This is a genomic window from Pseudomonas sp. efr-133-TYG-5 (assembly GCF_030209175.1).
GTDB lineage: Bacteria > Pseudomonadota > Gammaproteobacteria > Pseudomonadales > Pseudomonadaceae > Aquipseudomonas.
Window position 1 is genome coordinate 274,715 of record NZ_JARVSM010000002.1, and the last position, 21,633, is coordinate 296,347.

Sequence of the window (21,633 nt, forward strand, 5' to 3'; positions counted from 1 at the left end):
GTGCAGATCGCCTGGAAATGTGCCGATTCAACCGGCCCTTTCCCGCGCAGGCTCACTGACTACACGCCCCGTGGGCGCGAGCCTGCTCGCGAAGAGGCCCGGCTGAACGCTGGAGAACCGAGCGGTACTTGCATCTTCGGATGACCACCCGCATAACTGCAGGATGAATCTGCCCATCCTCGAGGACGCGGCCCTGGCAGGCTTTCATCCCGCCGTCAGCGCCTGGTTCAGCAGCACCTTCCCGACGGTCACCGCCGCCCAGGCCCGCGCATGGCCGTTGATCCGCCAGCGCCGCTCGACGCTGATCGCCGCGCCCACCGGCTCCGGCAAGACCCTCACCGCGTTTCTCGCCGTGCTCGACGATCTCGTCCACCGTGGCCTGGAACACCCCGACGGCCTGCCGGACGAGACCCTGGTGGTCTACGTCTCGCCGCTCAAGGCCCTGTCCAACGACATCCGCATCAACCTGCAGAATCCACTGGCAGGCATCACCGACCAGTTGCAGCAGATGGGCCTGCCGGCACTGCACATCACCACCGCCGTACGCACCGGCGACACGCCACAGAAGGACCGCGCCGCGATGCGCAAGCGCGCGCCGCACATTCTGGTGACCACCCCGGAATCGCTGTACGTACTGCTCGGCTCGGAATCCGGGCGCACCCTGCTCGGCAGCACGCGGACGGTGATCATCGATGAGATCCACGCCATCGCCGCCGGCAAGCGCGGCAGTCACCTGGCGCTGAGCCTCGAACGCCTGCAGGCGCTGTGCGCCGAACCGCTGACCCGCATCGGCCTGTCGGCAACGCAGAAACCCATCGCCGCCGTGGCCCGCTTTCTCGTCGGCCATGGCCGGCCCTGCGAAATCATCGACATCGGTCACGCCCGGCCCCGCGACCTGGGCATTGAAGTGCCACCCGTGCCGCTGTCGGCGGTGATGGCCAACGACGTCTGGGAACTGGTCTACGACCGCCTCGCGGCGTTGGCCCGCGAACACCGCACGACGCTGATATTCGTCAACACCCGACGCCTCGCCGAACGCCTGAGCCGGCACCTCAGCGAGCGTCTGGGCAAACACGCGGTGGCCGCGCATCACGGCAGTCTGGCCAAGGAGTTTCGCCTTGATGCCGAACAGCGCCTCAAGCGCGGCGAACTGCAAGTGCTGATCGCCACCGCCTCGCTGGAACTGGGCATCGACATCGGCGAAGTCGACCTGGTCTGCCAGATCGCCTCGCCGCGCTCGATTGCCGGGTTTCTGCAACGGGTCGGGCGCTCCGGGCACCAGGTCGGCGGCACGCCGAAGGGGCGCTTGTTCGCCACCACCCGCGATGACCTGATCGAATGCGCGGCCCTGCTCGATTGCGTGCGCCGTGGCGAACTCGACACGTTGCACATCCCCGAAGCGCCGCTGGATGTGCTGGCGCAGCAGATCATCGCCGAAGTCAGTTGCCAGGAGTGGGCCGAGGACGCCCTGCTCGCCCTGTTCCGCCGGGCCGAACCCTACGCCAGCCTCGACGAAAAGCATTACCAGGCGCTGCTGACGATGCTTGCCGAAGGCTACAACGGGCGCCAGGGCATCCGCAGCGCCTACCTGCACCGCGACGCCGTCAGCCGCACTCTGCGCGGGCGGCGGGGCGCGCGGCTGACGGCGGTGACCAGCGGCGGCACCATCCCCGACAACGCCGACTACAGCGTGCTGGTCGAACCACAAGGCCTGAATATCGGCAGCGTCAACGAAGACTTCGCCGTGGAAAGCATCGCCGGCGACGTGTTCCAGCTCGGCAATACGTCCTATCGCATCCTGCGCGTGGAAACCGGCAAGGTGCGGGTCGAGGACGCCCAGGGCCAGCCGCCGACCATTCCGTTCTGGCTCGGCGAGGCCCCGGGGCGCAGCGCCGAGCTGTCGGCGGCGGTGGCGCGCCTGCAGGCGCAGCTCGATCAGTTGCTGAGCGCCAGTCCCGGCGACCTGCAACCGGCGCTCGACTGGCTGACCACGACCCTGGGCCTCAACCTCGCCAGCGCCGAACAACTGGTCGACTACCTGGCCCGCGCCCGCCTCGCCCTCGGCGCCCTGCCGTCCCAGGACACGCTGCTGATGGAGCGTTTTTTCGACGAGTCCGGTGGGACGCAACTGATCATCCACGCGCCGTTCGGCAGCCGCATCAATCGCGCCTGGGGGCTGGCCCTGCGCAAGCGTTTCTGCCGCACCTTCAATTTCGAACTGCAGGCCGCCGCCAGCGAAGACGCCATCGTGCTGTCGCTGTCCACCAGCCACAGCTTCGAGCTCGACGAGGTCTGGCGCTATCTGCACAGCAACAGCGCCGAGCACATCCTGATCCAGGCCGTGCTCGATGCGCCGTTGTTCGGCGTGCGCTGGCGCTGGAACGCCGGGGTGGCACTGGCCCTGCCGCGCTTTACCGGCGGACGCAAAGTCGCTCCGCAGTTGCAGCGGATGAAAAGCGAAGACCTGATCGCCAGTGTCTTTCCCGACCAGATCGCCTGCCTGGAAAACCTCGCCGGCGAACGCGAAATTCCCGCGCACCCGCTGGTGGAGCAGACCCTCGACGATTGCCTGCACGAAGCGATGGACAGCGAAGGCTGGCTCAATCTGCTGCGGCGCATGGAGCGCGGTGAAGTGCGCCTGATTGCCCGCGACCTGCCGGCACCGTCACCGCTGGCCGCGGAAATTCTCAGCGCCCGCCCCTACGCCTTTCTCGATGACGCACCGCTGGAAGAACGCCGCACCCAGGCCGTACTCAACCGGCGCTGGAGCGACCCGCAGTCCACCGATGACCTCGGTGCGCTGGACACCGAGGCCATCCGTGCCGTGTGCGAAGAGGCCTGGCCGACACCGCACAACGCCGATGAAATGCACGAAGCGCTGATGAGCCTGGGGTGCATCAGCGCCCGCGAAGCCGAGGCCAACCCGCACTGGCCGGGCTGGCTGCATGACCTGGCGCAAAGCGGTCGCGCCTGCCGTCTGCAGATCGACGCGCAGCCAATCGTGTGGCTGGCCCGGGAACGCCTGAGCTGCCTGCAGGCGCTTTATCCACAGGCCGCCGTGCACCCGGCGGTGGCGCCCCTGCCGGGTTTCGACGAGCCGTGGACGTTCGAAGAAGCGCTGCTTGACGTCATCCGCGCGCGGCTCGCGGCGCTCGGGCCGCTGCCGTTTCCCACCATCGCCGCTGCGCTGGCACTGGACAGCGCACAGGTTCAGCAGGCCCTCGCCCGCCTGGAACGCGAAGGCTACGTGCTGCGTGGCCAGTTCACCCCGGGGCTGGGGCTCGAAGAATGGTGCGAGCGGCATCTGCTGGCGCGCATTCATCGCTATACGGTCAAGCGTCTGCGGCGCGAAATCGAACCGGTGGCGTTGCAGGATTTCCTGCGCTTCCTGTTCGACTGGCAGCACCTGTCCAACGCCACCCGCGGTCAGGGCCAAGCCGTGTTGCCGGCGATCGTCGGCCAGTTCGAAGGCTACCCGGCCGCGGCGTCGGCGTGGGACAGCGACATCCTCCCGGCGCGCCTCAAGGATTACTCGCCGAGCTGGCTGGATGATCTGTGCCGCAGCGGCAAACAGGTGTGGATGCGCCTCAGCGCCCGGCAGAAAGTCAGCGCCACGGCGTTGCGCAGTACGCCGATTGTGCTGTTGCCGCGCAGTCAGGTCGGGTTGTGGAGCGCGCTGGCCGAGCAGACGCCGTCCAGTGAGTTGTCGGCCAAGGCGCAGAAAGTCTTCGCGGCGCTGAGCGAGCACGGCGCGCTGTTTTTCGATGAGCTGGTCCACGAGGCGCACCTGCTGCGCACCGAACTGGAAATCGCCTTGCAGGAACTGGTCGCCGCCGGCCTGGTGAACGCCGACAGTTTCGCTGGCCTGCGCGCGCTGATCACCCCGCCGAGCAAACGCCAGCAACGCAGCAGCCGGCGTGGCCGCGGGGCGTTTGTCGGCGGCATGGACGATGCCGGGCGCTGGGCGCTGTTGCGCCGCGGGCCGCTGCTGGAAAGCACTCGGAGCACTCCTGCGGAAACCCTCGAACACGTCGCCATGACTTTGCTGCGGCGCTACGGCGTGGTGTTCTGGCGCCTGCTGGAACGCGAAGCGGACTGGCTGCCGAGCTGGCGCGAATTGCTGCGCACGTTTCATCGATTGGAGGCCCGTGGCGAGATTCGCGGCGGACGCTTTGTCAGTGGTCTGGCGGGGGAACAGTTCGCCTTGCCGGAGGCGATTCCACTGCTGCGTGAGGTACGCCGACGTCCGCATGACGGCAGCCTGATCGCGGTCTGCGGCGTCGATCCGTTGAACCTCGCCGGGACGCTGCTGCCGGGGGCGAAAGTGCCGGCGCTGGCGAGCAATCGGCTGGTGTATCGGGACGGGGTTCCGGTGGCGGCCGCGATTGCCGGCAAAGCGATTTTCTGGACAGAGCTGGATCAGGTGGCCATGGAACAGGTGCGCAGCAAGCTGATCCGGCACTGATGTGAACTGGACTGACGCCTTCGCGAGCAAGCTCGTTGCCACAGGAAATCTGCGGCGTTCACAAAGCCAACGTGGGAGCGGGCTTGCCCGCGAAGAGGCCGGCCATCCCACTACAGAATCCGGCAATCAAGTACTCGACTTCTGCGGCGCCTCGCTCGCCACCAACTCCCCCTCACCCTGACGCTGCGGCAACAGCACCTGCTGTGGATAAGTCTGCGCGAAATGCACCAGCGGACTGTTATCCACAAGCTTTTTCAAACGCTGGTTGAACGCCCGGCTCACCGCATATTGCCCACCTGAAACGGTACGGAACTGCGCCGTCAGCACCACGCCATTCAAGTCCATCTTGTCCACCCCGAAGACGTCCAGCGGCCCTTGCAGGTTGTACTTGAGGAACGGGTCTTCACGGATCGAATCACCGGCCTCGCGGATCAGTTCGATGGCCTTGTCGACATCGGTGTCATAGGTGAACTGCACCGAGAAGAACGCGAACGCAAACTGCCGCGACTGGTTGGTCACGGCCTTGATCTGGCCGAACGGCACCGAGTGCACGAACCCCTTGCCATCGCGCAGGCGCAGGGTGCGAATGGTCAGGCCTTCGACCGTGCCGGCGTGCCCGGAATCGAGCACCACCCAGTCGCCGATCGACAGCGTGTCTTCGATGATGATGAACAGCCCGGTGATCACGTCCTGCACCAGTTGCTGCGAGCCGAAACCGATGGCCAGGCCCACCACCCCGGCACCGGCCAGCAGCGGTGCGACATTGATCCCGAGGTTGGCCATGGTGGTGATCGCGCAGATCACCACCAGGATGATTTTGATCGCGTTGCGCAGCAGCGGCAGGATGGTTTTTACCCGCGTGCTCGGCTGGCGCGTCGAGCGTTTGCTGACCGGCGGTTTCAGCGCTTCCTGGATCGCCGTGTCGAGCACCACCCACAACAGCCAGGTGACGAGGAAGATCAGGCCGATGCTGCTCAGGGCGTTGCTGATCGCCCGACCGATGCTGCTGCTCTGGGCGAAATCCAGCAGCGACACGCCCCAGATCCTGCCGAGGATATCGATGAAGGCAATCGCCATCACGATCCGCAACAGGGCGTGCAGCAGGCTGAGAAAGCGCGCCTTGTAGGCACTGCTGCGTTGCACCGCCTCGGCCCGGCGGGACTTGAACAGATGCTGCAGGATGGTGCTGAGGAACACCGTGCCGATCAGCAGCACGGTGGTGAACAACGCACAGCGCAGGGCTTTCTGGTTGTCCTCGCCGATGCCGATCAGGTTCACCGCCGAGACCAGCACCATCAGCACGATCGGCCAATACCAGAGCCCGGAAAAGATCCGCAGCGATTCCTGCAGCGACGGCTGTTTCAGGCGTTGCGCCAGCGGCCGGTTGCGGATCAGATGCGCCACCGGCCGGCGCAGGCGGATCACCAGCAGACCGAAAATGATCGACGCCAGCAGACCGGTGAATACGGCAATGCTGCTGGTGATGTTGCCGCCCAGCTGACGGGCGATCTGCGGACTGGTCAGGGCATCGCTGAGAGCGGCGAGAAAGCCGATCAGGAACAGCGGTTTCGGGCAATAGTCGCGAATGATGTGCACCGCCGGGCGCTTGTGGCCGATGTTGAACATCACCACCACGCACAACAGTATCGACGTAGAAAAGATGCCGCTGCTGGTGGCATAGGCCAGACACAGCGCCAGCGCACGGCCGACAGAGGTCGGCAGGAAGTGACTGACGTACAGGGTCAGCGGCAGGCAGATCAGCGCCGGCAGCGTGTAGGGCAGCAGGTAGCCGAGCAGGTCCTGGCTGCGCTGACGGGTGCGCAGCCAGCGCCCTTCGCGCAGGCGTTTGCACAACACGCTGCCAAGCACGGTCAACACCGCGAACGCGCCGAGCCACACCCCCGAGAGCATCAGGAAGTCCCCGGCCACGCTCCACGCCGAGCGATCAGACGGCTGGTTGACCAGCCTGTCCACCTCATCCGCCGCGCGGTCGGCGCGCAGGCGCCAGGCGTCGACCAGATGCTCGTTGAGATCGAGTTTGTCCTGCACGTCGTCGATGCCGGAGCTGATCGCACCGAGCAGTCCGCCCTGCACCAATGGCTCGGGTTCGGCGGCCTTGTCGCTGGCGGCCGGGACACCCGGCACCGGCGCGGCTTGCACAATCTGGCTACCGCCCAACAGCAGCGCCCCCAATAGAATCGCGATCCTCAACCTGGTCAAAACGCAGAGCTCCCTCGGCTGTACCTGTAAGGAACTGATCGGCAAATGCCCGGCAAGTTCAGCGCCACTCCCCAGGCCTCGCCAGGAGTGAGCAGGCGCCGGCAATACCGTCCGTAGCTCCACCGAAACTTTCCCGAACTGCCGGCAGTCATCAACTGACACAGGCAAGACGAGGACAATCATCGGAGGACGGCATGGCGGCGATTCACATCGGTATTTCAGGCTGGCGCTACGCCCCGTGGCGCGGCGATTTCTACCCGAAAGGACTGGCGCAGAAACGCGAATTGCAGTTCGCCTCGCGGGCGGTCAACAGCATCGAAATCAACGGCTCGTTCTATGCCCTGCAACGGCCGGAACGCTACGCCCAGTGGTACGCCGAAACCCCGCAGGGGTTCGTGTTCAGCGTCAAGGCGCCGCGCTTTATCACGCACGTGCGCCGTCTGCGCGACATCGAGACACCGCTGGCGAATTTCTTTGCCTCGGGGCTGCTGGAGCTGAAGGAAAAACTCGGCCCGATCCTGTGGCAATTCCCGCCCAATTTCACCTTCGACCGCGAACGGTTCGAACACTTTCTCGCCCTTCTGCCCCACAACACCGCAGCAGCCGCCGCCCTCGCCCGCCAGCACGATGCGCACCTGCACGGTCACGCCAGCCTCAAGGCCTACGGCAAAAAAAACCTGCGCCACGCCGTGGAAATCCGCAACGAGAGCTTTATCGATCCCGACTTCGTGCGCCTGCTCAAGCGCTACAACACGGCGCTGGTGATCGCCGACACCGCCGGCAAATGGCCGTATCGCGAAGACCTCACCAGTGACTTCGTCTACCTGCGCCTGCACGGTGCCGAAGCGCTCTACGCCAGCGGCTACACGGCTCCCGCGCTCAAGCGCTGGGCCGAACGCATCGACGCCTGGCACCACGGCCGGCAACCGGGTGACGCGCACCTGATCGCGCCCCGCCTGAAACCACGGGCGCGCAAGTCTCGCGAAGTGTTCTGCTACTTCGACAACGACATCAAAGTCCGCGCGCCCTACGACGCGCGCAGCCTGTTGCATCGCTTCGACCTCGATAAAGACCTCGCCACCGCCCCCGGCGAGCCGGCCAACGAAGGAGTGCTGTCATGAGCATCCGCGAGCCCATCGGTGTCACCGACGAACAGACCGAAGTCGTCAGTACGGTGAACCGTTTTACCGTGCTGACCATCAATACCCACAAGGGCTTCACCGCACTGAACCGGCGTTTCATCCTGCCGGAACTGCGCGAGGCCGTACGCAGCGTGTCCGCCGACGTGGTGTTTCTGCAGGAAGTCCACGGCACCCACGAACACCACCCCAAACGCTACAACAACTGGCCGACCATGCCGCAGTACGAATTCCTCGCCGACAGCCTGTGGCCGCAATTCGCGTACGGGCGTAACGCGGTGTACCCCGACGGCGACCACGGCAATGCCCTGCTGTCGAAATTCCAGATCGTGCGCCACGACAACCTCGACGTATCGATCAGCGGCCATGAAAACCGCGGCCTGCTGCATTGCGTGTTGCGCCTGCCGGGCGATGACCGCGAACTGCATGCGATCTGCGTGCACCTGGGCCTGCGCGAGAGTCACCGCAACGCTCAATTGCAACTGCTGGCGGCGCGCCTGCGGGAACTGCCCGCCGACGCGCCGGTGATCGTCGCGGGCGACTTCAACGACTGGCGCCAGCGCGCCGATGCCCTGCTCGAACCCAGCGGGCTGCACGAAGTCTTCGCCGTCCACCAGGGCAAACCGGCACGCAGCTTTCCCGCCCGTCTGCCGACGCTGCGCCTCGACCGCATCTACGTCCGCAACCTCAAGGCCACCCAGCCCAAAGTGCTGGCCAATCGGCCCTGGTCTCACCTTTCCGACCATGCACCGTTATCGGTGGAGATCGAACTATGAGCAGCGCCCCCCTGGAAAAAACCGCCGTTGAACCGATCGCCATCAACCCGCCGGTCCGTGAGCCCGGCGCGGTCGATGTCGAGTACGGCTGGCAAGGCAACAATCGCGTCGAACTGCTGGAAAACGGCGAGGAATATTTCCCCCGGGTGTTCGCGGCGATGCGCGCGGCCAAGAGTGAAATCCTCCTGGAAACCTTCATCGTGTTCGAAGACAAGGTCGGCGCCGAGTTGCAGCAGATCCTGATCAACGCCGCCCGGCGCGGTGTGCGCACCACGGTCAGCCTCGACGGCTTCGGCTGCGGTGAGTTGAGCACCGCTTACCTCACCGCGCTGAGCGACGCCGGTGTGCATCTGCAGATGTTCGATCCGGCGCCGAAACACCTGGGCATTCGCACCAACTGGTTCCGCCGTCTGCACCGCAAGATCGTCGTGGTCGACGGCACGCTCGCCTTTATCGGCGGGATCAACTTTTCCGGCGATCACCTCGGCGATTTCGGCCCCGAGGCCAAACAGGATTATGCGGTGGAAATCGAGGGCCCGGCGGTGGCCGACATCCATCACTTTGCCCTGCTGCAGAGCGGTCGCCCGGGCCGGGCGCGGTTCTGGTGGCAACGCCGCCGGCAACGCCGCGAACAGATGAGCCTCAGCGATCATGACGGTCAGGTGCGCCTGGTGTTTCGCGACAACGACCGCCATCACACGGACATCGAAGAGGTCTATCTCAGCGTACTGCGCAGCGCGCAACGGCGGGTGGTGATCGCCAACGCCTACTTTTTGCCCGGTTACCGCTTGTTGCGCGAGATGCGCAACGCCGCTCGGCGTGGCGTCGATGTGCGCCTGATCCTGCAGGGCCAGCCGGACATGCTGGTAGCCAAACTCGCAGCGCGCATGACCTACGATTACCTGCTCAAGGCCGGCGTGCAGATCCATGAATACTGCGAGCGCCCGCTGCACGGCAAAGTGGCCCTGGTGGACGAGGACTGGAGCACCGTCGGCTCGAGCAATCTCGATCCGCTGAGCCTGTCGCTCAACCTCGAAGCCAACGTGCTGATCCGCGACCGCACGTTCAACCGCAAGCTGTTCGATCGCCTGGAGGATCTGAGCCTCAACCATTGCAAGGCGATGGACCCGGACAAGGCGCCCAAGGGCCGTATCTGGCACATGACCGTGGGCTTCCTGGTGTTCCACTTCCTGCGCCACTTCCCGGCCATGGCCGGTTGGCTGCCGGCGCACAAGCCACGGCTGAAACCGGTGTTGCGCACCACCGGGAGCGATGCCTCATGAGCCATTCCGAAGCCCCGGTCGCGACGCAGGCGGCCACCCCAGGCAAATCCCGCTGGAGCCGCTGGAAGCGCCCGCTGACCGTGCTGTTCTTCCTCGCCCTGATCGCCCTGCTGACGATGTTCGCCCAGCGCATCGAGTGGGCCGAGGTGCTGCAGACCCTCGCCGACTTCAAGGTGCGCACGCTGATCATTGCCTCCGCCCTGACGCTGCTGAGCTTCCTGGTGTACGCCAGTTTCGACCTGATCGGCCGCACCTACATCCGCCAGGACCTGACCTGGAAGCAGATCCTCCCGGTGGGCGTGATCAGCTACGCCTTCAACCTCAACCTCAGCGCCTGGGTCGGCGGCATTGCCATGCGTTACCGCCTGTACTCGCGCCTCGGGGTGAGCAAAAGCAACATCGCCAAGATCCTCGGGCTGAGCCTGGCAACCAATTGGTTCGGCTACATGACCATCGCCGGTGTGGTGTTCAGCAGCGGCCTGGTGCGCATGCCGCCGGGCTGGAAACTCAGCAGCGATGCGCTACAAGGGGTCGGGGTCCTGCTGTTGCTGCTGAGCGCCGGCTATCTCGCTGCGTGCCAGTTCTCCCGACGCCGCGAGTGGTCGATTCGCGGGGTGGAAATCAACCTGCCGTCGCTGCGCATGGCGGTGTTGCAATTGCTGCTGGGGGCACTGAACTGGTCGTTGATGGCGGCAGTGATCTTCACCCTGCTGCCGAGCAAACTCGACTATCCGCTGGTGCTTGGCGTGCTGCTGATCAGTGCGATTGCCGGAGTCATTACGCACATTCCCGCCGGGCTCGGCGTACTCGAAGCGGTGTTTGTTGCGCTGCTGCAGCACGAGGCATCCCGCGGCAGCCTGGTGGCAGGACTGCTGGCGTACCGGGCGATCTACTTTCTCCTGCCGCTGCTGATCACGCTGCTGATGTACCTGGTGGTGGAAGCCAAGGCCAAGGCGTTGCGCATCGAGAAAAAACCCACGTCCTGATCAGCGCGACTGGATGATGCTCAACCGCTCGCCCACCACCATCTCGGTGATCCAGTCGACGAGGATCGAGGTGTAGGCCTGCTGTGAGACGGGATCACTGAGGGCATGGTCGGCGCCGTCGATGATGCGGTGGGTCAGCGAATGCGTCTGCTGACACGCCGCGCGGTAGCTCATGATGGTCGCGTGGGGCACGAAGGCATCGGTTTCCGATTCCACCAGCAGCACATCGCCGGTGAATTGCGAGCAGGCGTGCAACGCGCGGTTGCTGTCGGCGCGCACCAGGGTGGCGCGGTAATCGCGCAGATCGGCCTTGTCCAGATCGCGCTTGGGCGTGTGCCATTGCTCGTCGCGGTACAGCGCCGGCACCCGCAGGGCCAGCCAGCGCACCGGCCGTAGCGAGGTGAGGATCGAGGCCAGATAGCCGCCGTAACTGGTGCCGACCACGGCGATCGCCGACGTGTCGAGCGCCGGGTGCGCCAGCAGGCGGTCGTACGCGGCGAGCAAGTCACGCAGGTTGTCTTCGCGGGTCACGCGGGTCAGGGGAATGCCGGTGCCGCCGGTGTGGCCGCGCAGGTCGAAGGTCAGGCATACGCAACCCAACCCGGCGATGCCCTTGGCCCGTTCCAGGTCACGTTCCTGGCTGCCGCCCCAGCCGTGCACGAACAGCACGCCGGGGACTTTCGATTTCGGACTGAGAAACGTCCCGCTCATCTGCTCGTCGTCAATGTCGATCTGAATGCTTTCGCTTCTAGCCGTCATAGGATTTGACCGTCACGTATTTGAGGAGGAAGTCGCTGTTCTCGGCCGGGCCGCGGTACACCTCGATGGCATCCGCCGGCAAGGCCTGATCGATGTAGGTTTCCACCGACGACACGCGAATCGCGCGCATCGAGGGATCGTTGACGAAACTCTGCAGCGCCGCCACTTCGGCGCTGCTGGCGCCACCCATACGCCAGGATTGCTCGAGCACGCCGCTGCGCGACTTGCCCTGGCTGTCGAGCCCCTGGGCGATGTCGTAATTGCGCCGCGAGGCGAAGAAGCGTGGATAGGCCTCATTGGCGGCGCGGTCGAAAATCTGCGCCTGCTCGATGGCCAGGCGTACCGCGTCGGGCAGCTCCAGCGCCAGCAGCGTGTCGTAGTCGCCCGGCACCACCAGCAGGTTCGAGCCACCGTAGACCTCTTCGCCATGGGCGTCCTTGGTCAAGTATTGATCACCGCAGTAACTCAGCACCTTGTCGCCGATGAATGACTGACCGACGCTGTGGGTGATCACCTGACTCAAGTCCTGCTCCAGCACCACACCATCGCTGAACAGCTTGCCGGCGTCGGGTCGAGCGAGGATTTCGTCGAACGCATCAAGGCTCTTGATCACTTCCTGACCACGTCCGGCACAGGCATGGATCGGCTTGATTCGGATCGGCCCGCTGTACAAAAGATGCTCGGCGGCGGGACGCGCATCCTCCAGGGCAAACACGCTGAACCCGTCGAGGACGACGTTGCGCACGCGTTCGGAAAACAGCGGCGACCAGCCCACCGGTGCCTGCGCCAGGTGACTGCGCAAGCCGTGGCTGATGGCTTTGGTGCAGATGAAATCGTGCTCGACGTAACCGCCCCAGAGGTCGTCCGGGCCTTGCACGCCGAGTTCACGGGCGACGGCTGCGCCGACCAGGGTCTGGGTCGGCAACAGGTAGAGATCACGACCGCGATGCTTCTGCGCGTCGTAACTGCCGGCGAACTTGAGCCCGAGAATCTGCGCCAGCCAGCGCGCCAGCGCTTTGTTGGTCTGCACCTCATGCTGTGGCGCGCCGGGGCGGAGCGAATGGGCGACGACCACTTTCCTACGGGATGTCGAGGTCATGCATCCTCCGTGCAGCAACTTGATACCTTTAGGGAAAAGCGGTGCAGAGATCGGGCCAACCGGAAGATCTTTGTGAATTTGTACCCAATCAGACGCTTGCCTGACACCCTGCGGCAACCAGCCTGCCTCAATCTGCATGAATGGCTATATTCGTCCGGCATTTTGCACGATGGTCACCACTGAAATGATTGCATCGCCGTCATCGGATACAACCCTATAGAGTTAGCTCGCACAGGTGTACAACTCCCCCACCGGCGGGTGAGCATCTGCTTGATTCAAGCGTCTTCGCAATCTGCAATAGCTCGCGCACAATCGAGGACTTGAACGGCTTTGGGAACGTCCGCGCCCCACAACTCGGCCCGCTCGAAAATTTTTTGGAAGAGCAGCCCCGGGTGCTTTCGCATCATTTGAGCTAACCACGACGGAACATCTGGATTATCTACATGAACTGAAAGAAGCTTTGCCAGCAAAAGTTCAATGTTATCTACATCCAGCTCACGCTCGATAATGACTTGAACAATCTGAGTACGCAGATACAGACCCTCGGTGGTCACGGCTTTACGGTCGGTTCCAGTGCAGGCATACACCATATATCTACGGGCGCGCTCATCTTCTGAAGCCATTACCTTTTCGGCCAGTTCAAACAGGCCTGGCCACTTTTGAGGATCGTAAACCGCGAAGCGAACATAACCTTCAATCAATGAACATACATAAAGCGTTGCCTCAGGCATTCGCTCAAAAATCTTTATTAGCAGCGGCTGCAATGCAAAAAAACGAGCAGGAGCATCAGTCCTTGTTCCCTGTCTCGCCTCAAAACCACTCAATGCTCGAGCATCGATCTCCTGCTGCATAACGCGTTCAAAGACTCGACTTGCAAACGTTTGAAATTGCTGGCCCGAATAGCTCATGCAGACAGCCACATCAACCGCAGTCAAGTTCGGTAAGTTGATCAACTCCAGCACTAATGCCGTGTCTCCGCCACGGCCCAGTATTCGCAGACAAATAACCCGAAGTTCAGGATCATGAGCATCCACTGACAAGGCCCTTATGGACTGCAGAATCAAAGGTGTAGGATTGTTTTCCTGTAGGCCGTTGGCCAGAGCAATCTTGTCTGTCAAGCTGAAAAGGCTTGAGTTCAGGACATCGCCCATCAACGAGGCCACTTGCTCACTATAATCTCTGGCTAACAACTCCAGCATTCGGACCGAGCTCTTGCTCGACGCCATCGCCAGTGCTTGCAAGGCCGGCCACATTTGCGCTTCGGCGCTGAGGAAGAATAAACCTTGAGCGAGGATACCCAGATCGGCCTCGTTGGAACCTTGCAATGCCTCTTTGGAGTCGAACCTCTCTATCAGGAAACGCCAGGATCCTACCTGCGCCTCCTGCAAAGCGATCAGCATCTGTACGCGCCATGGCGACACGTCAAATCCACTGACGCGCTTGTACTTCTCCCAATGTTTATTGCGCCAGTCACAATCCCACTCTCTTGTAGCAAGTGTCCAAAGCAACCGCACTCGCTGCTCGGCCGACCAGCGTCTAGATATCATCAATTCAAGCAACGATCGGCCCGACTCGAATAACAAACCGAGATTCGTGCCACGATAACTTTGGCCCATGGCCGCTACCAGAGGTTCCAGCAAACGCCAGTCAGGCAATGCCTGAGCAATTGAGCACGACAGACTCAAGGTAATGTCTATCGGGGAGTTTTGATGGCTCTCAACCAGTCTTCGCAGTAGATCAAGCGCCAGGTCTTCGTCCTGCTTCGCCAAATCAACCAGTGCGAAACGCAGTGCCCCCACTTTCAGCGGATAGACTCTTATCTGCTCTAGTTCGGCGATAACTTTGGGCGCATCCAGAAATCGTCCATGCAAACGTTCAGAGATTTTGTCCGGTTCCACACGCAGAACGCCTTGCGACTCGACAATAAAATTGACTCGCCTCAGTGCTTCATAAGCCGGCTTGTCGAAACCGGACATCTCAAGCACTTCATTTCGGATCAACACCCCTTGTTCAGACTTCGCCAACATTCGCGACAATCGCTCGATGAACAACGCCAGGTGTTCGTCAAGAATGTCGTATTCATTGATCACCTGGCTGATGCGACGCTCGATGAATAGATCGACGATTTGCGCCTCTTCCAGCGCAAAGTCTCCGTGTTCCTCAAGTTGCGCACAGAATGACATCATGCTGGGGTGGCGATAACGCGCCAGCCTGGCATCTCCCAAACGATTGGCGGCCGTACGAGCTTCCTCTTTGGTGAAGTCACTGACCTGAACTTGCCAGACGCGTTCTTGCGGACAATAGACCTGTGGAGAAAGCTCCAGCGAGGCCCTAAGACGCCCAATGGTTTCAGGGCGTCCGGTCAGTATTAGTTGCAGGCTCGATTGCGTCAGTTGTGCAAGGGTTGCATTCATCCATTGACTCAGGTGCCGGCTGAACGACGGCGTCCGATCCAGACCGTCAATGATGACCAGAAGCTTCGTTTGATGCAGCCACTGGGACAGCTCGACTGCTGGTAGCGGATATCCACCATGCTCCCGGATATAACGTTCGACAAGTCGAACCAGACTAGCACCGAGGCTGGCATCGCTGATTTCGAGATTTTCTGCTGCAATCAAAAGTATCGGTCGATCTGGCGGCGATTTTCCGAGCTGCGCGCACCAGCACGTTTTACCCTGTCCCGAACCACCACTGATCACCATCAGACTTTTCGACGAAGCAAAGAACTTCTCCAAGTGCAAATCCAGATCCGAACGCATTACGTAGAAATCGGGCACGAACTGCCCTAGCGCCATCAATTGATCAACTCGCTGCTCGGTCATGCCTCTTAATACATCTTCAAGTTGTACCTGCAGGCCTCCCACCGATAAACGACGATGAGACACCTCTATCTCGTGTCGTCTGAGAATGTTCCAGAATGCGGTACGATCAAGTGACTTCCTGAGAGTCGCAGCGTCGAGACAAGTTATATTAAACAGCTCCCACGCTTGCAGAGCCTGTTCGGGCTTAACGACTTGACGGAGTCTTTCTATCGATTGATGTTCATCTCGTCCCTCGATAGTGTCGAAGACGCTCAGATGAGTGCATCCCAGGAACTCACGAAAACCTTGCGTGATTTCCTTTGGCGTTTTATTCAGGCGTTTGGATTCTGCTTCGAAACGTTCCTTCAGTCTTTCAAACGCCCCTTTCGTTGACTGACTGTTGGCTGCGATGCTTAACGACGCATGGTGGGACAAGTCATGACAAATCATCAGCACATTCCTGACGTCAATACGTACTGTGCCGGAAGCCGATGAATCAGTTGCAATGACAAGTCGGTCATTGATGCAGGAAAAGCCAGGTGCCCAGAACTGAAGAATCAACTGAGCCAACGCCTTGTTGAACTCTGCGTTGAGCTTCAAACCATGTTTGATCTGAATGTACACAGTACCTTCGGGCAAAAGACGCAACACCAGGTCATCCACAATCGTCGAACTTTCACACGCCACTGACTCAATGCTGTGCCGGTCACTCAGCTTCCATTGAAGTGATGCTCCCTGCCCCATCAGCATTTGGGCCACGCAAAAGGCGCCGACAGAGCCGGCATAACGGGCACCTAGAGTGCTCGCGGCGCCCCCTGCTGAGCCCCGGGCGTTGGAATTGTCGTCGTGATCGTTCATGCACATCCTTGTTGACATTGAAATGACGAAGCGAAGGGGATTTCACGTGTTGATCAACACTAGACTGACACCTTATCGCGACAGGCTTTTTGCTGGCGACATGCTACCAAATCGCGCGCGGTAATCGCTCGGCGTCAGGCCGGTGATTTTCCTGAAGGTGGCACGAAACGCCCCCGGGTCCTGATAGCCGACCGTCCAGGCAATGTGATCGATGGTGCCATTGGTGAACTCGAGCAATTCGCGCGCCTTGCCGACCCGCAGATGCTGGCAGTATTCGGTCGGCTTCAAACCGGTCGCGGCGCGGAAACGCCGCAGCAGGGTGCGCTCCTCCAGCCCCGCCCGTTCGGCCATCGCCCCGAGCGAAACATCGGTCGCCCCGGTGCTTTGCAACCAGTGCTGGACCTTGAGAATCGCCGCGTCGCCATGGCTGAGGATCGGCGCAAAATTACTCCCGCAGGCACTCGCACTGTCGCTGTGCTCGACCACCAGGAAGCGCGCGGTCGCGCTGGCAATGCTGGGCCCGAGCAGGCGATCGACCAGGCGCAAGCCCAGTTCCGCCCAGGCCATCAAACCGGCCGTGGTGATCAGATCGCCATCATCGACAATCGGCGTGTCGGCCTTGAGCCTGATCTGCGGGTAGCGCTCGGCGAAGGCTTTGGCCGAGGTCCAGTGCGTCGTGGCACTGCGACCGTCGAGCAGACCGCTTTCGGCCAGCAGCAGCGAACCGACGCACACCCCGCCGAGGGTGGCACCGCGGGCGTGTTGCGCGCGCAACCAGTGAATCAGCCCGGCGGGCGCCTGGGCTGCCGAAAAACCGCCGATGGACGGCGGAATCACCACCGCCACCAGACCGGCTTCGGTACCCGGATCACTGGCATGCACCCGCACCGGCGGCTGATCGCCCTCAGCTTGCCAATGGCTGACCCGCAAGCGCGGCAACAGCGCACTCTGGTGCTCGGCAGCGACCCGGTCGGCCACCGCGAACAGGTCGGTCAACCCATGCACCGCCGCCATCTGCGCGCCGGAATAGATCAGCACACCCAGTTCGACGACCGCCGGTTTCGCGTCCATTGTCAGTTTTCCCCTGTGTATTGTCGGTGCGGCCAATCCTCGAAAACGTGGCCAGCGCCAATACTCAATCCACACCCAACCACACTTCGAGGACACACCCATGGCCAAGCAAGCGCTCATCGTAGTCGATATCCAGAACGACTACTTCCCCCAAGGCAAGTGGCCGCTGGCCGGTGCCGACGCCGCGGCCGACAACGCCGCCCGGCTGATCGCGGCATTCCGCGAGGCCGGTGATTCGGTGGTGCACATCCGCCACGAATTCACCTCGCCCGACGCACCGTTTTTCACCCCGGGCTCCGAAGGGGCGCAGCTGCATCCGAAAGTGCTCAACCGCGCCAACGAGCCGGTGGTGCTCAAGCACTTCGTCAATTCGTTCCGCGAAACCGAGCTGCAATCGATCCTCGACGAACAGGGCATCAGGGAACTGGTGGTGGTCGGCAGCATGAGCCACATGTGCGTCGACGGCATCACCCGGGCGGCGGCAGACCTGGGCTACAGCGTCACGGTGATCCACGATGCCTGCGCCAGCCGTGACCTGGAATTCAACGGCCTGACCGTGCCCGCCGCCCACGTGCATGCGGCGTTCATGTCGGCGCTGGGGTTTGCCTACGCCAGCGTGGTTGCCACCGACGAGTTCCTCGCCGCCAGCCGCTGAACACTGCTCGCCCCCCGGTGAAAACCTGCGCCCGCCTCGTTGCGGGCGTTTTTTCAGGTGTCATGAAAATCTCACGCGTGAGTCATTGATGGCGTTTTGGATTGGTTGTAGTGTGGCTCACGCGTGAGATGTTCATAACGGAGTCATCGCCATGAAAAGCCGCTCCCCCGCAACAAAAGCAGACGACCCGAAGGGAGTGCGCTCGACACCGTCCGCGAAAAAACCGTCGAGCTTCTACATGAAGCAGATGCGCGCGGGCCTGGCAGCCGCCGGTTATGTGAAACACGAAACTTGGGTGCTTCCCGAAAACCGAAGCTTGCTCAAGCAAATGGAGCAACAGCTACGCCAACCGATTCTGGCTGGCTCATTCATGTCGGAGAATTACATGAGCGCAGGCAACAACTGGAACATCGATAGTCTCTACAACGCATTCAAGGCGCTGGACGAGGTGGCTTCGCAAGAGATCACGCTGTCCCTGATCCAGAGCGCCGAACCCAGCCTCAAGCTGGAAATGAACGAATTCGGCGGCCTGCCGATTCACATCGCCATCGCCGGCCAGCAGATCATCGTCGACACCGTGCTGGTCGACGCCGATTCGATCAGCGACGTGAGCGCCTTCAACGACGCCGTGCTGCGCAGCCGGGAGATGTTCCCGCTGTCGTCGATCGGCATCGAGTCGATGCCCAACGGCCAGACCGTCTACAACATGTTCGGTGCACTGAGCGCCGACTCGAGCCTGACCAACGTCGTCACCGAGGTGAAAACCCTGGTCGACAACGTGCAGCGCGCCAGCGAAGCCTTCGAACACTTCTTCAAGTAATCAACAGGGAATATCCAATGACTCAGTCCATCTGGAGCAAGTTGTTCACCGCACTGCGCGGCGGCGCCAACGAAGTCGGCGAAGCGATCGCCGACCAGCAGGCCCTGCGCATTCTCGACCAGGAAATCCGTGAGGCCGACAGCGCGCTGTCCAACGCCCGCCGCGAACTGGTCACCATCATGGCCAAGCACAAGCTGTCCGCCGACCGGGTCAGCGAGTACGACGCGAAGATCAAGGATCTCGAAGCCAAGGCAGTCTCGGCACTCAACGCCGGTCGTGAAGACCTCGCGCTGGAAGTGGCCGAGGCGATCTCGACCCTGACCAACGACCTCGATGTCGAGAAAAAGCAGAGCGACGAATTCGGCGCCTACGCCGACAACATGCGCAAGGACATCAACAAGGCCGAAGCGCGGATCAAGAGCCTGCGCCAGCAGGTGGACATGGCCAAGGCCCGTGAAAGCGTGCAGAAGGCCCAGGTCAGCGCGTCCATTGCCAGCGGCGGCGCCAACGGCAAACTGGAAACCGCGGTCGGTACCCTCAATCGCCTGCAGGCCAAGCAGCAGCAACGTGCGGCCGAGCTGAACGCCCAGGACCAACTGGCCGAAGCCTCCAGCGGCAATGACCTGGAGCGCAAGCTGCGCGAAGCCGGCATCACGCCGAACGAAGGCAGCGCGAACGCGATCCTCGAGCGTCTGAAGCAGAAGTCCGCTCAGTAAGCCAATACGCAGCCATCCGTGGGAGCGAATCCGCTCGCGATGCGGCCGCCACATTCAACCGTAACGTTGACTGGCCGGCCGCTATCGCCGGCAGGCTCGCTCCCTCATGCTTTGCGCGCTGCAAATCCTTCTGCTCGTTCACCCCGCGGCCCGGTACACTAGCCGCGTTTTTTTTGCCGCCGCACACCTCCACCCGCCTCAAGGAACGTAACCATGGGATGGTTTAAAGATCTGCTGGGAACCACCGTCGCGCCGACGCCCGAGGCCGCCGCCGGCCCGCTCGGCCTGGCCCAGGGCAAGGCGCTGAGGTTCGATTCGACCCTGGGCCTGTTGCTCGATGGCAGCACTTCGGTACGGGTCCCCGACGCCCAGGCCATCTGGAGCGCCGGCTGGATCGACCTCGGCCAGTCGAACAAACTGTACCGCTACTACCTGGACAACGAAGATTTCTGGGTGCAGATCCACGTCACCGGGGCCGACCAGGTCGAGTCGGTGATCCTGTTCAACTACCTCAGTTATGTGACCGTCAACAGCGATGCCGAACTGCAGCGCCTGGCCGGCCCCGACAGCCAGATCGGCCTGCCGCAGTACCGCCATGACGGCGTGGCCTTCAGCCGCGAATGGGGCACCGAACAGGGCCAGACCGAACTCGTGCCGCTGACCGAACAGGTGGTCAACCCCGACGAGTCCTACACCATCGAGCACCACTCGATGCTCTACGCCCGCGACACCGGTCTGACCGACCGCCGCGAACTGCTGCTGTTCTCCGTCGAACAGGACGAGGAAGGCACCGTCAGCCTCAGCACTTCGCTGGGCATTTCCCTGTACACCACCGATCTGAGCACTGTTTAAAAAGGAAGTTAGTCATGCTGGAAGTGCTGTCCGTTTCCCTCAACAAAACCGCATTGGTCGGCTTCATCGTCTATCTGATCGGCGCCGTGCTGCTGTTCATGCTGTTTCAGTTCGTCTACACCCGCCTCACCCCGCACAAGGAATTCGAGCTGATCCGCTCCGGCAACAGCGCCGCCGCCATCGCCCTGGCCGGCGCGATCATCGGTTTCGCGATTCCGGCGAGTAACGTGATCGCCTACTCGATCAACGTCCTCGACTTCGTCCTCTGGGCAGTCATCGCCGCCGTCGTGCAACTGCTGGCATTCCTCGCCACCAGCCTGGTGCTCAAGGGCACGTCCGAGCGTATCGCCAACGGCGAAATCGCTTCCGGCATTTACGTGGCGGCCGTGGCGATCAGCGTCGGCATGCTCAATGCTGCGTGCATGACACCGTCCCACTGACCGGCAGGAAGCCTGTGATGAAACGAAGCAAGTACGTTCAACTGTCCCTGGCCGCCTCCGTGGCCCTGGCGATTTCCGGCGAAGCCAGCGCGCTGGAGCAACAACGTTTCCAGAGCGTGGAACAGTGCGTGGATGCCGACGTGGCGGCCGAAGCCTGCACCAATGCCTATGTCGCCGCGTTGACCGAGCACCGGCGCATCGCCCCGGCCTACGATGACAAAGCCGCCTGTGATGCGGATTTCGCCGTCGACTGGTGTCAGAAAAATTCCGCCGGCCGTTTCGTGCCGAAACTCGGCGGGTTCAAGGTGCCGCCGAACGGCGAGCAGCAGGACCTCAATGCGCTGGCCAATGCCCAACTGCCCGCCGGCGACGCCGCGGCCACGCAAACCTCTCACTCGGCGCCGAGCACTGTGCACTCGTCCGGCGGCTCCGGCAACGGCTGGCTCAGCGGCTGGCTGATCGGCAATTCCATGAGCAACAACAGCCGCTCCGACTACGACTCGAACGCGGTCTATCGTGAGCGCAACAGCCGCCAGAGCTACGACACTTCGACGCTCAACCGGCGCATCGAATCGGCGCCGACCAGCCGCAGCCAATCGGTTGACGTCGCGTCCTCGACCTCCCGTGGCGGCTTCGGCAGCCAGTCCAGCGCACGCAGCGGTTGGGGCGGCTGGGGCAGTTCGAGCAGCTGAC

16 protein-coding genes are annotated in these 21,633 nt (G+C 62.4%); 11 read left to right on the forward strand and 5 right to left on the reverse strand.

What is annotated here, in order from left to right:
* The first annotated feature begins 163 nt into the window (after positions 1 to 163).
* Positions 164 to 4,465 (forward strand): DEAD/DEAH box helicase, encoded by a 4,302-nt coding sequence (locus QRN70_RS13485; RefSeq protein ID WP_285418510.1) that lies wholly within the window; start codon positions 164 to 166, stop codon positions 4,463 to 4,465.
* Positions 4,466 to 4,591: 126 nt separating this feature from the next.
* On the opposite strand, the gene QRN70_RS13490 is transcribed toward QRN70_RS13485, so the two are convergent.
* Entirely contained in the window at positions 4,592 to 6,685 is a 2,094-nt protein-coding gene (locus QRN70_RS13490; protein WP_285418512.1) for a mechanosensitive ion channel family protein, read from the reverse strand.
* 194 nt (positions 6,686 to 6,879) lie between these two features.
* Here QRN70_RS13490 and QRN70_RS13495 point away from each other — a divergent pair, with 194 nt between their 5' ends.
* From QRN70_RS13495 to QRN70_RS13510, 4 genes are read left to right on the forward strand one after another with little or no spacing between them, the layout of a single operon-like run.
* Positions 6,880 to 7,806, forward strand: coding sequence for a DUF72 domain-containing protein (locus QRN70_RS13495; protein WP_285418514.1), 927 nt, complete (start codon positions 6,880 to 6,882; stop codon positions 7,804 to 7,806).
* Entirely contained in the window at positions 7,803 to 8,600 is a 798-nt protein-coding gene (locus QRN70_RS13500) for an endonuclease/exonuclease/phosphatase family protein (protein WP_285418516.1), read from the forward strand. The genes QRN70_RS13495 and QRN70_RS13500 overlap by 4 nt, the downstream gene beginning before the upstream one ends.
* Complete coding sequence (gene clsB, locus QRN70_RS13505; RefSeq protein ID WP_285418518.1) at positions 8,597 to 9,883, forward strand: cardiolipin synthase ClsB; 1,287 nt, start codon at positions 8,597 to 8,599, stop codon at positions 9,881 to 9,883. The genes QRN70_RS13500 and clsB overlap by 4 nt, the downstream gene beginning before the upstream one ends.
* Positions 9,880 to 10,869: a lysylphosphatidylglycerol synthase domain-containing protein gene (locus QRN70_RS13510; protein ID WP_285418520.1), complete on the forward strand. Its 990-nt coding sequence runs from the start codon at positions 9,880 to 9,882 to the stop codon at positions 10,867 to 10,869. Before clsB ends, QRN70_RS13510 begins: the two co-directional genes overlap by 4 nt.
* Here QRN70_RS13510 and QRN70_RS13515 read toward each other — a convergent pair whose 3' ends face one another.
* The 4 genes from QRN70_RS13515 to QRN70_RS13530 all read right to left on the reverse strand — a co-directional run bounded on the left by QRN70_RS13515 (position 10,870) and on the right by QRN70_RS13530 (position 17,457).
* Positions 10,870 to 11,628, reverse strand: a complete 759-nt coding sequence (locus QRN70_RS13515; RefSeq protein ID WP_285418522.1) for an alpha/beta hydrolase family protein — start codon at positions 11,626 to 11,628, stop codon at positions 10,870 to 10,872. It abuts the gene before it with no gap.
* Positions 11,618 to 12,727 carry a DUF3182 family protein gene (locus QRN70_RS13520; protein WP_285418524.1) on the reverse strand — a complete coding sequence of 370 codons (1,110 nt, stop codon included), beginning with the start codon at positions 12,725 to 12,727 and terminating at the stop codon, positions 11,618 to 11,620. Before QRN70_RS13520 ends, QRN70_RS13515 begins: the two co-directional genes overlap by 11 nt.
* 275 nt (positions 12,728 to 13,002) lie before the next feature.
* Entirely contained in the window at positions 13,003 to 16,386 is a 3,384-nt protein-coding gene (locus tag QRN70_RS13525) for an AAA family ATPase (protein WP_285418537.1), read from the reverse strand.
* A 72-nt stretch (positions 16,387 to 16,458) separates the two neighbouring features.
* Entirely contained in the window at positions 16,459 to 17,457 is a 999-nt protein-coding gene (locus QRN70_RS13530) for a GlxA family transcriptional regulator (protein WP_285418538.1), read from the reverse strand.
* Between the two features lie 100 nt (positions 17,458 to 17,557).
* Here QRN70_RS13530 and QRN70_RS13535 point away from each other — a divergent pair, with 100 nt between their 5' ends.
* From QRN70_RS13535 to QRN70_RS13560, 6 genes are all read left to right on the forward strand, one after another.
* Positions 17,558 to 18,112 (forward strand): cysteine hydrolase family protein, encoded by a 555-nt coding sequence (locus QRN70_RS13535; protein WP_285418539.1) that lies wholly within the window; start codon positions 17,558 to 17,560, stop codon positions 18,110 to 18,112.
* 151 nt (positions 18,113 to 18,263) lie between these two features.
* Entirely contained in the window at positions 18,264 to 18,932 is a 669-nt protein-coding gene (locus QRN70_RS13540; RefSeq protein WP_285418540.1) for a YjfI family protein, read from the forward strand.
* Positions 18,933 to 18,949: 17 nt separating this feature from the next.
* Positions 18,950 to 19,648, forward strand: a complete 699-nt coding sequence (locus tag QRN70_RS13545; RefSeq protein WP_285418541.1) for a PspA/IM30 family protein — start codon at positions 18,950 to 18,952, stop codon at positions 19,646 to 19,648.
* Between the two features lie 213 nt (positions 19,649 to 19,861).
* The gene (locus QRN70_RS13550; protein WP_285418542.1) at positions 19,862 to 20,500 is read left to right on the forward strand and encodes a DUF2491 family protein; all 639 of its coding nucleotides are present in this window, start codon (positions 19,862 to 19,864) and stop codon (positions 20,498 to 20,500) included.
* Between the two features lie 14 nt (positions 20,501 to 20,514).
* Complete coding sequence (locus QRN70_RS13555; protein ID WP_285418543.1) at positions 20,515 to 20,940, forward strand: DUF350 domain-containing protein; 426 nt, start codon at positions 20,515 to 20,517, stop codon at positions 20,938 to 20,940.
* A gap of 17 nt (positions 20,941 to 20,957) precedes the next feature.
* Positions 20,958 to 21,632, forward strand: coding sequence for a DUF1190 domain-containing protein (locus tag QRN70_RS13560; RefSeq protein WP_285418544.1), 675 nt, complete (start codon positions 20,958 to 20,960; stop codon positions 21,630 to 21,632).
* Position 21,633: the final 1 nt, after the last annotated feature.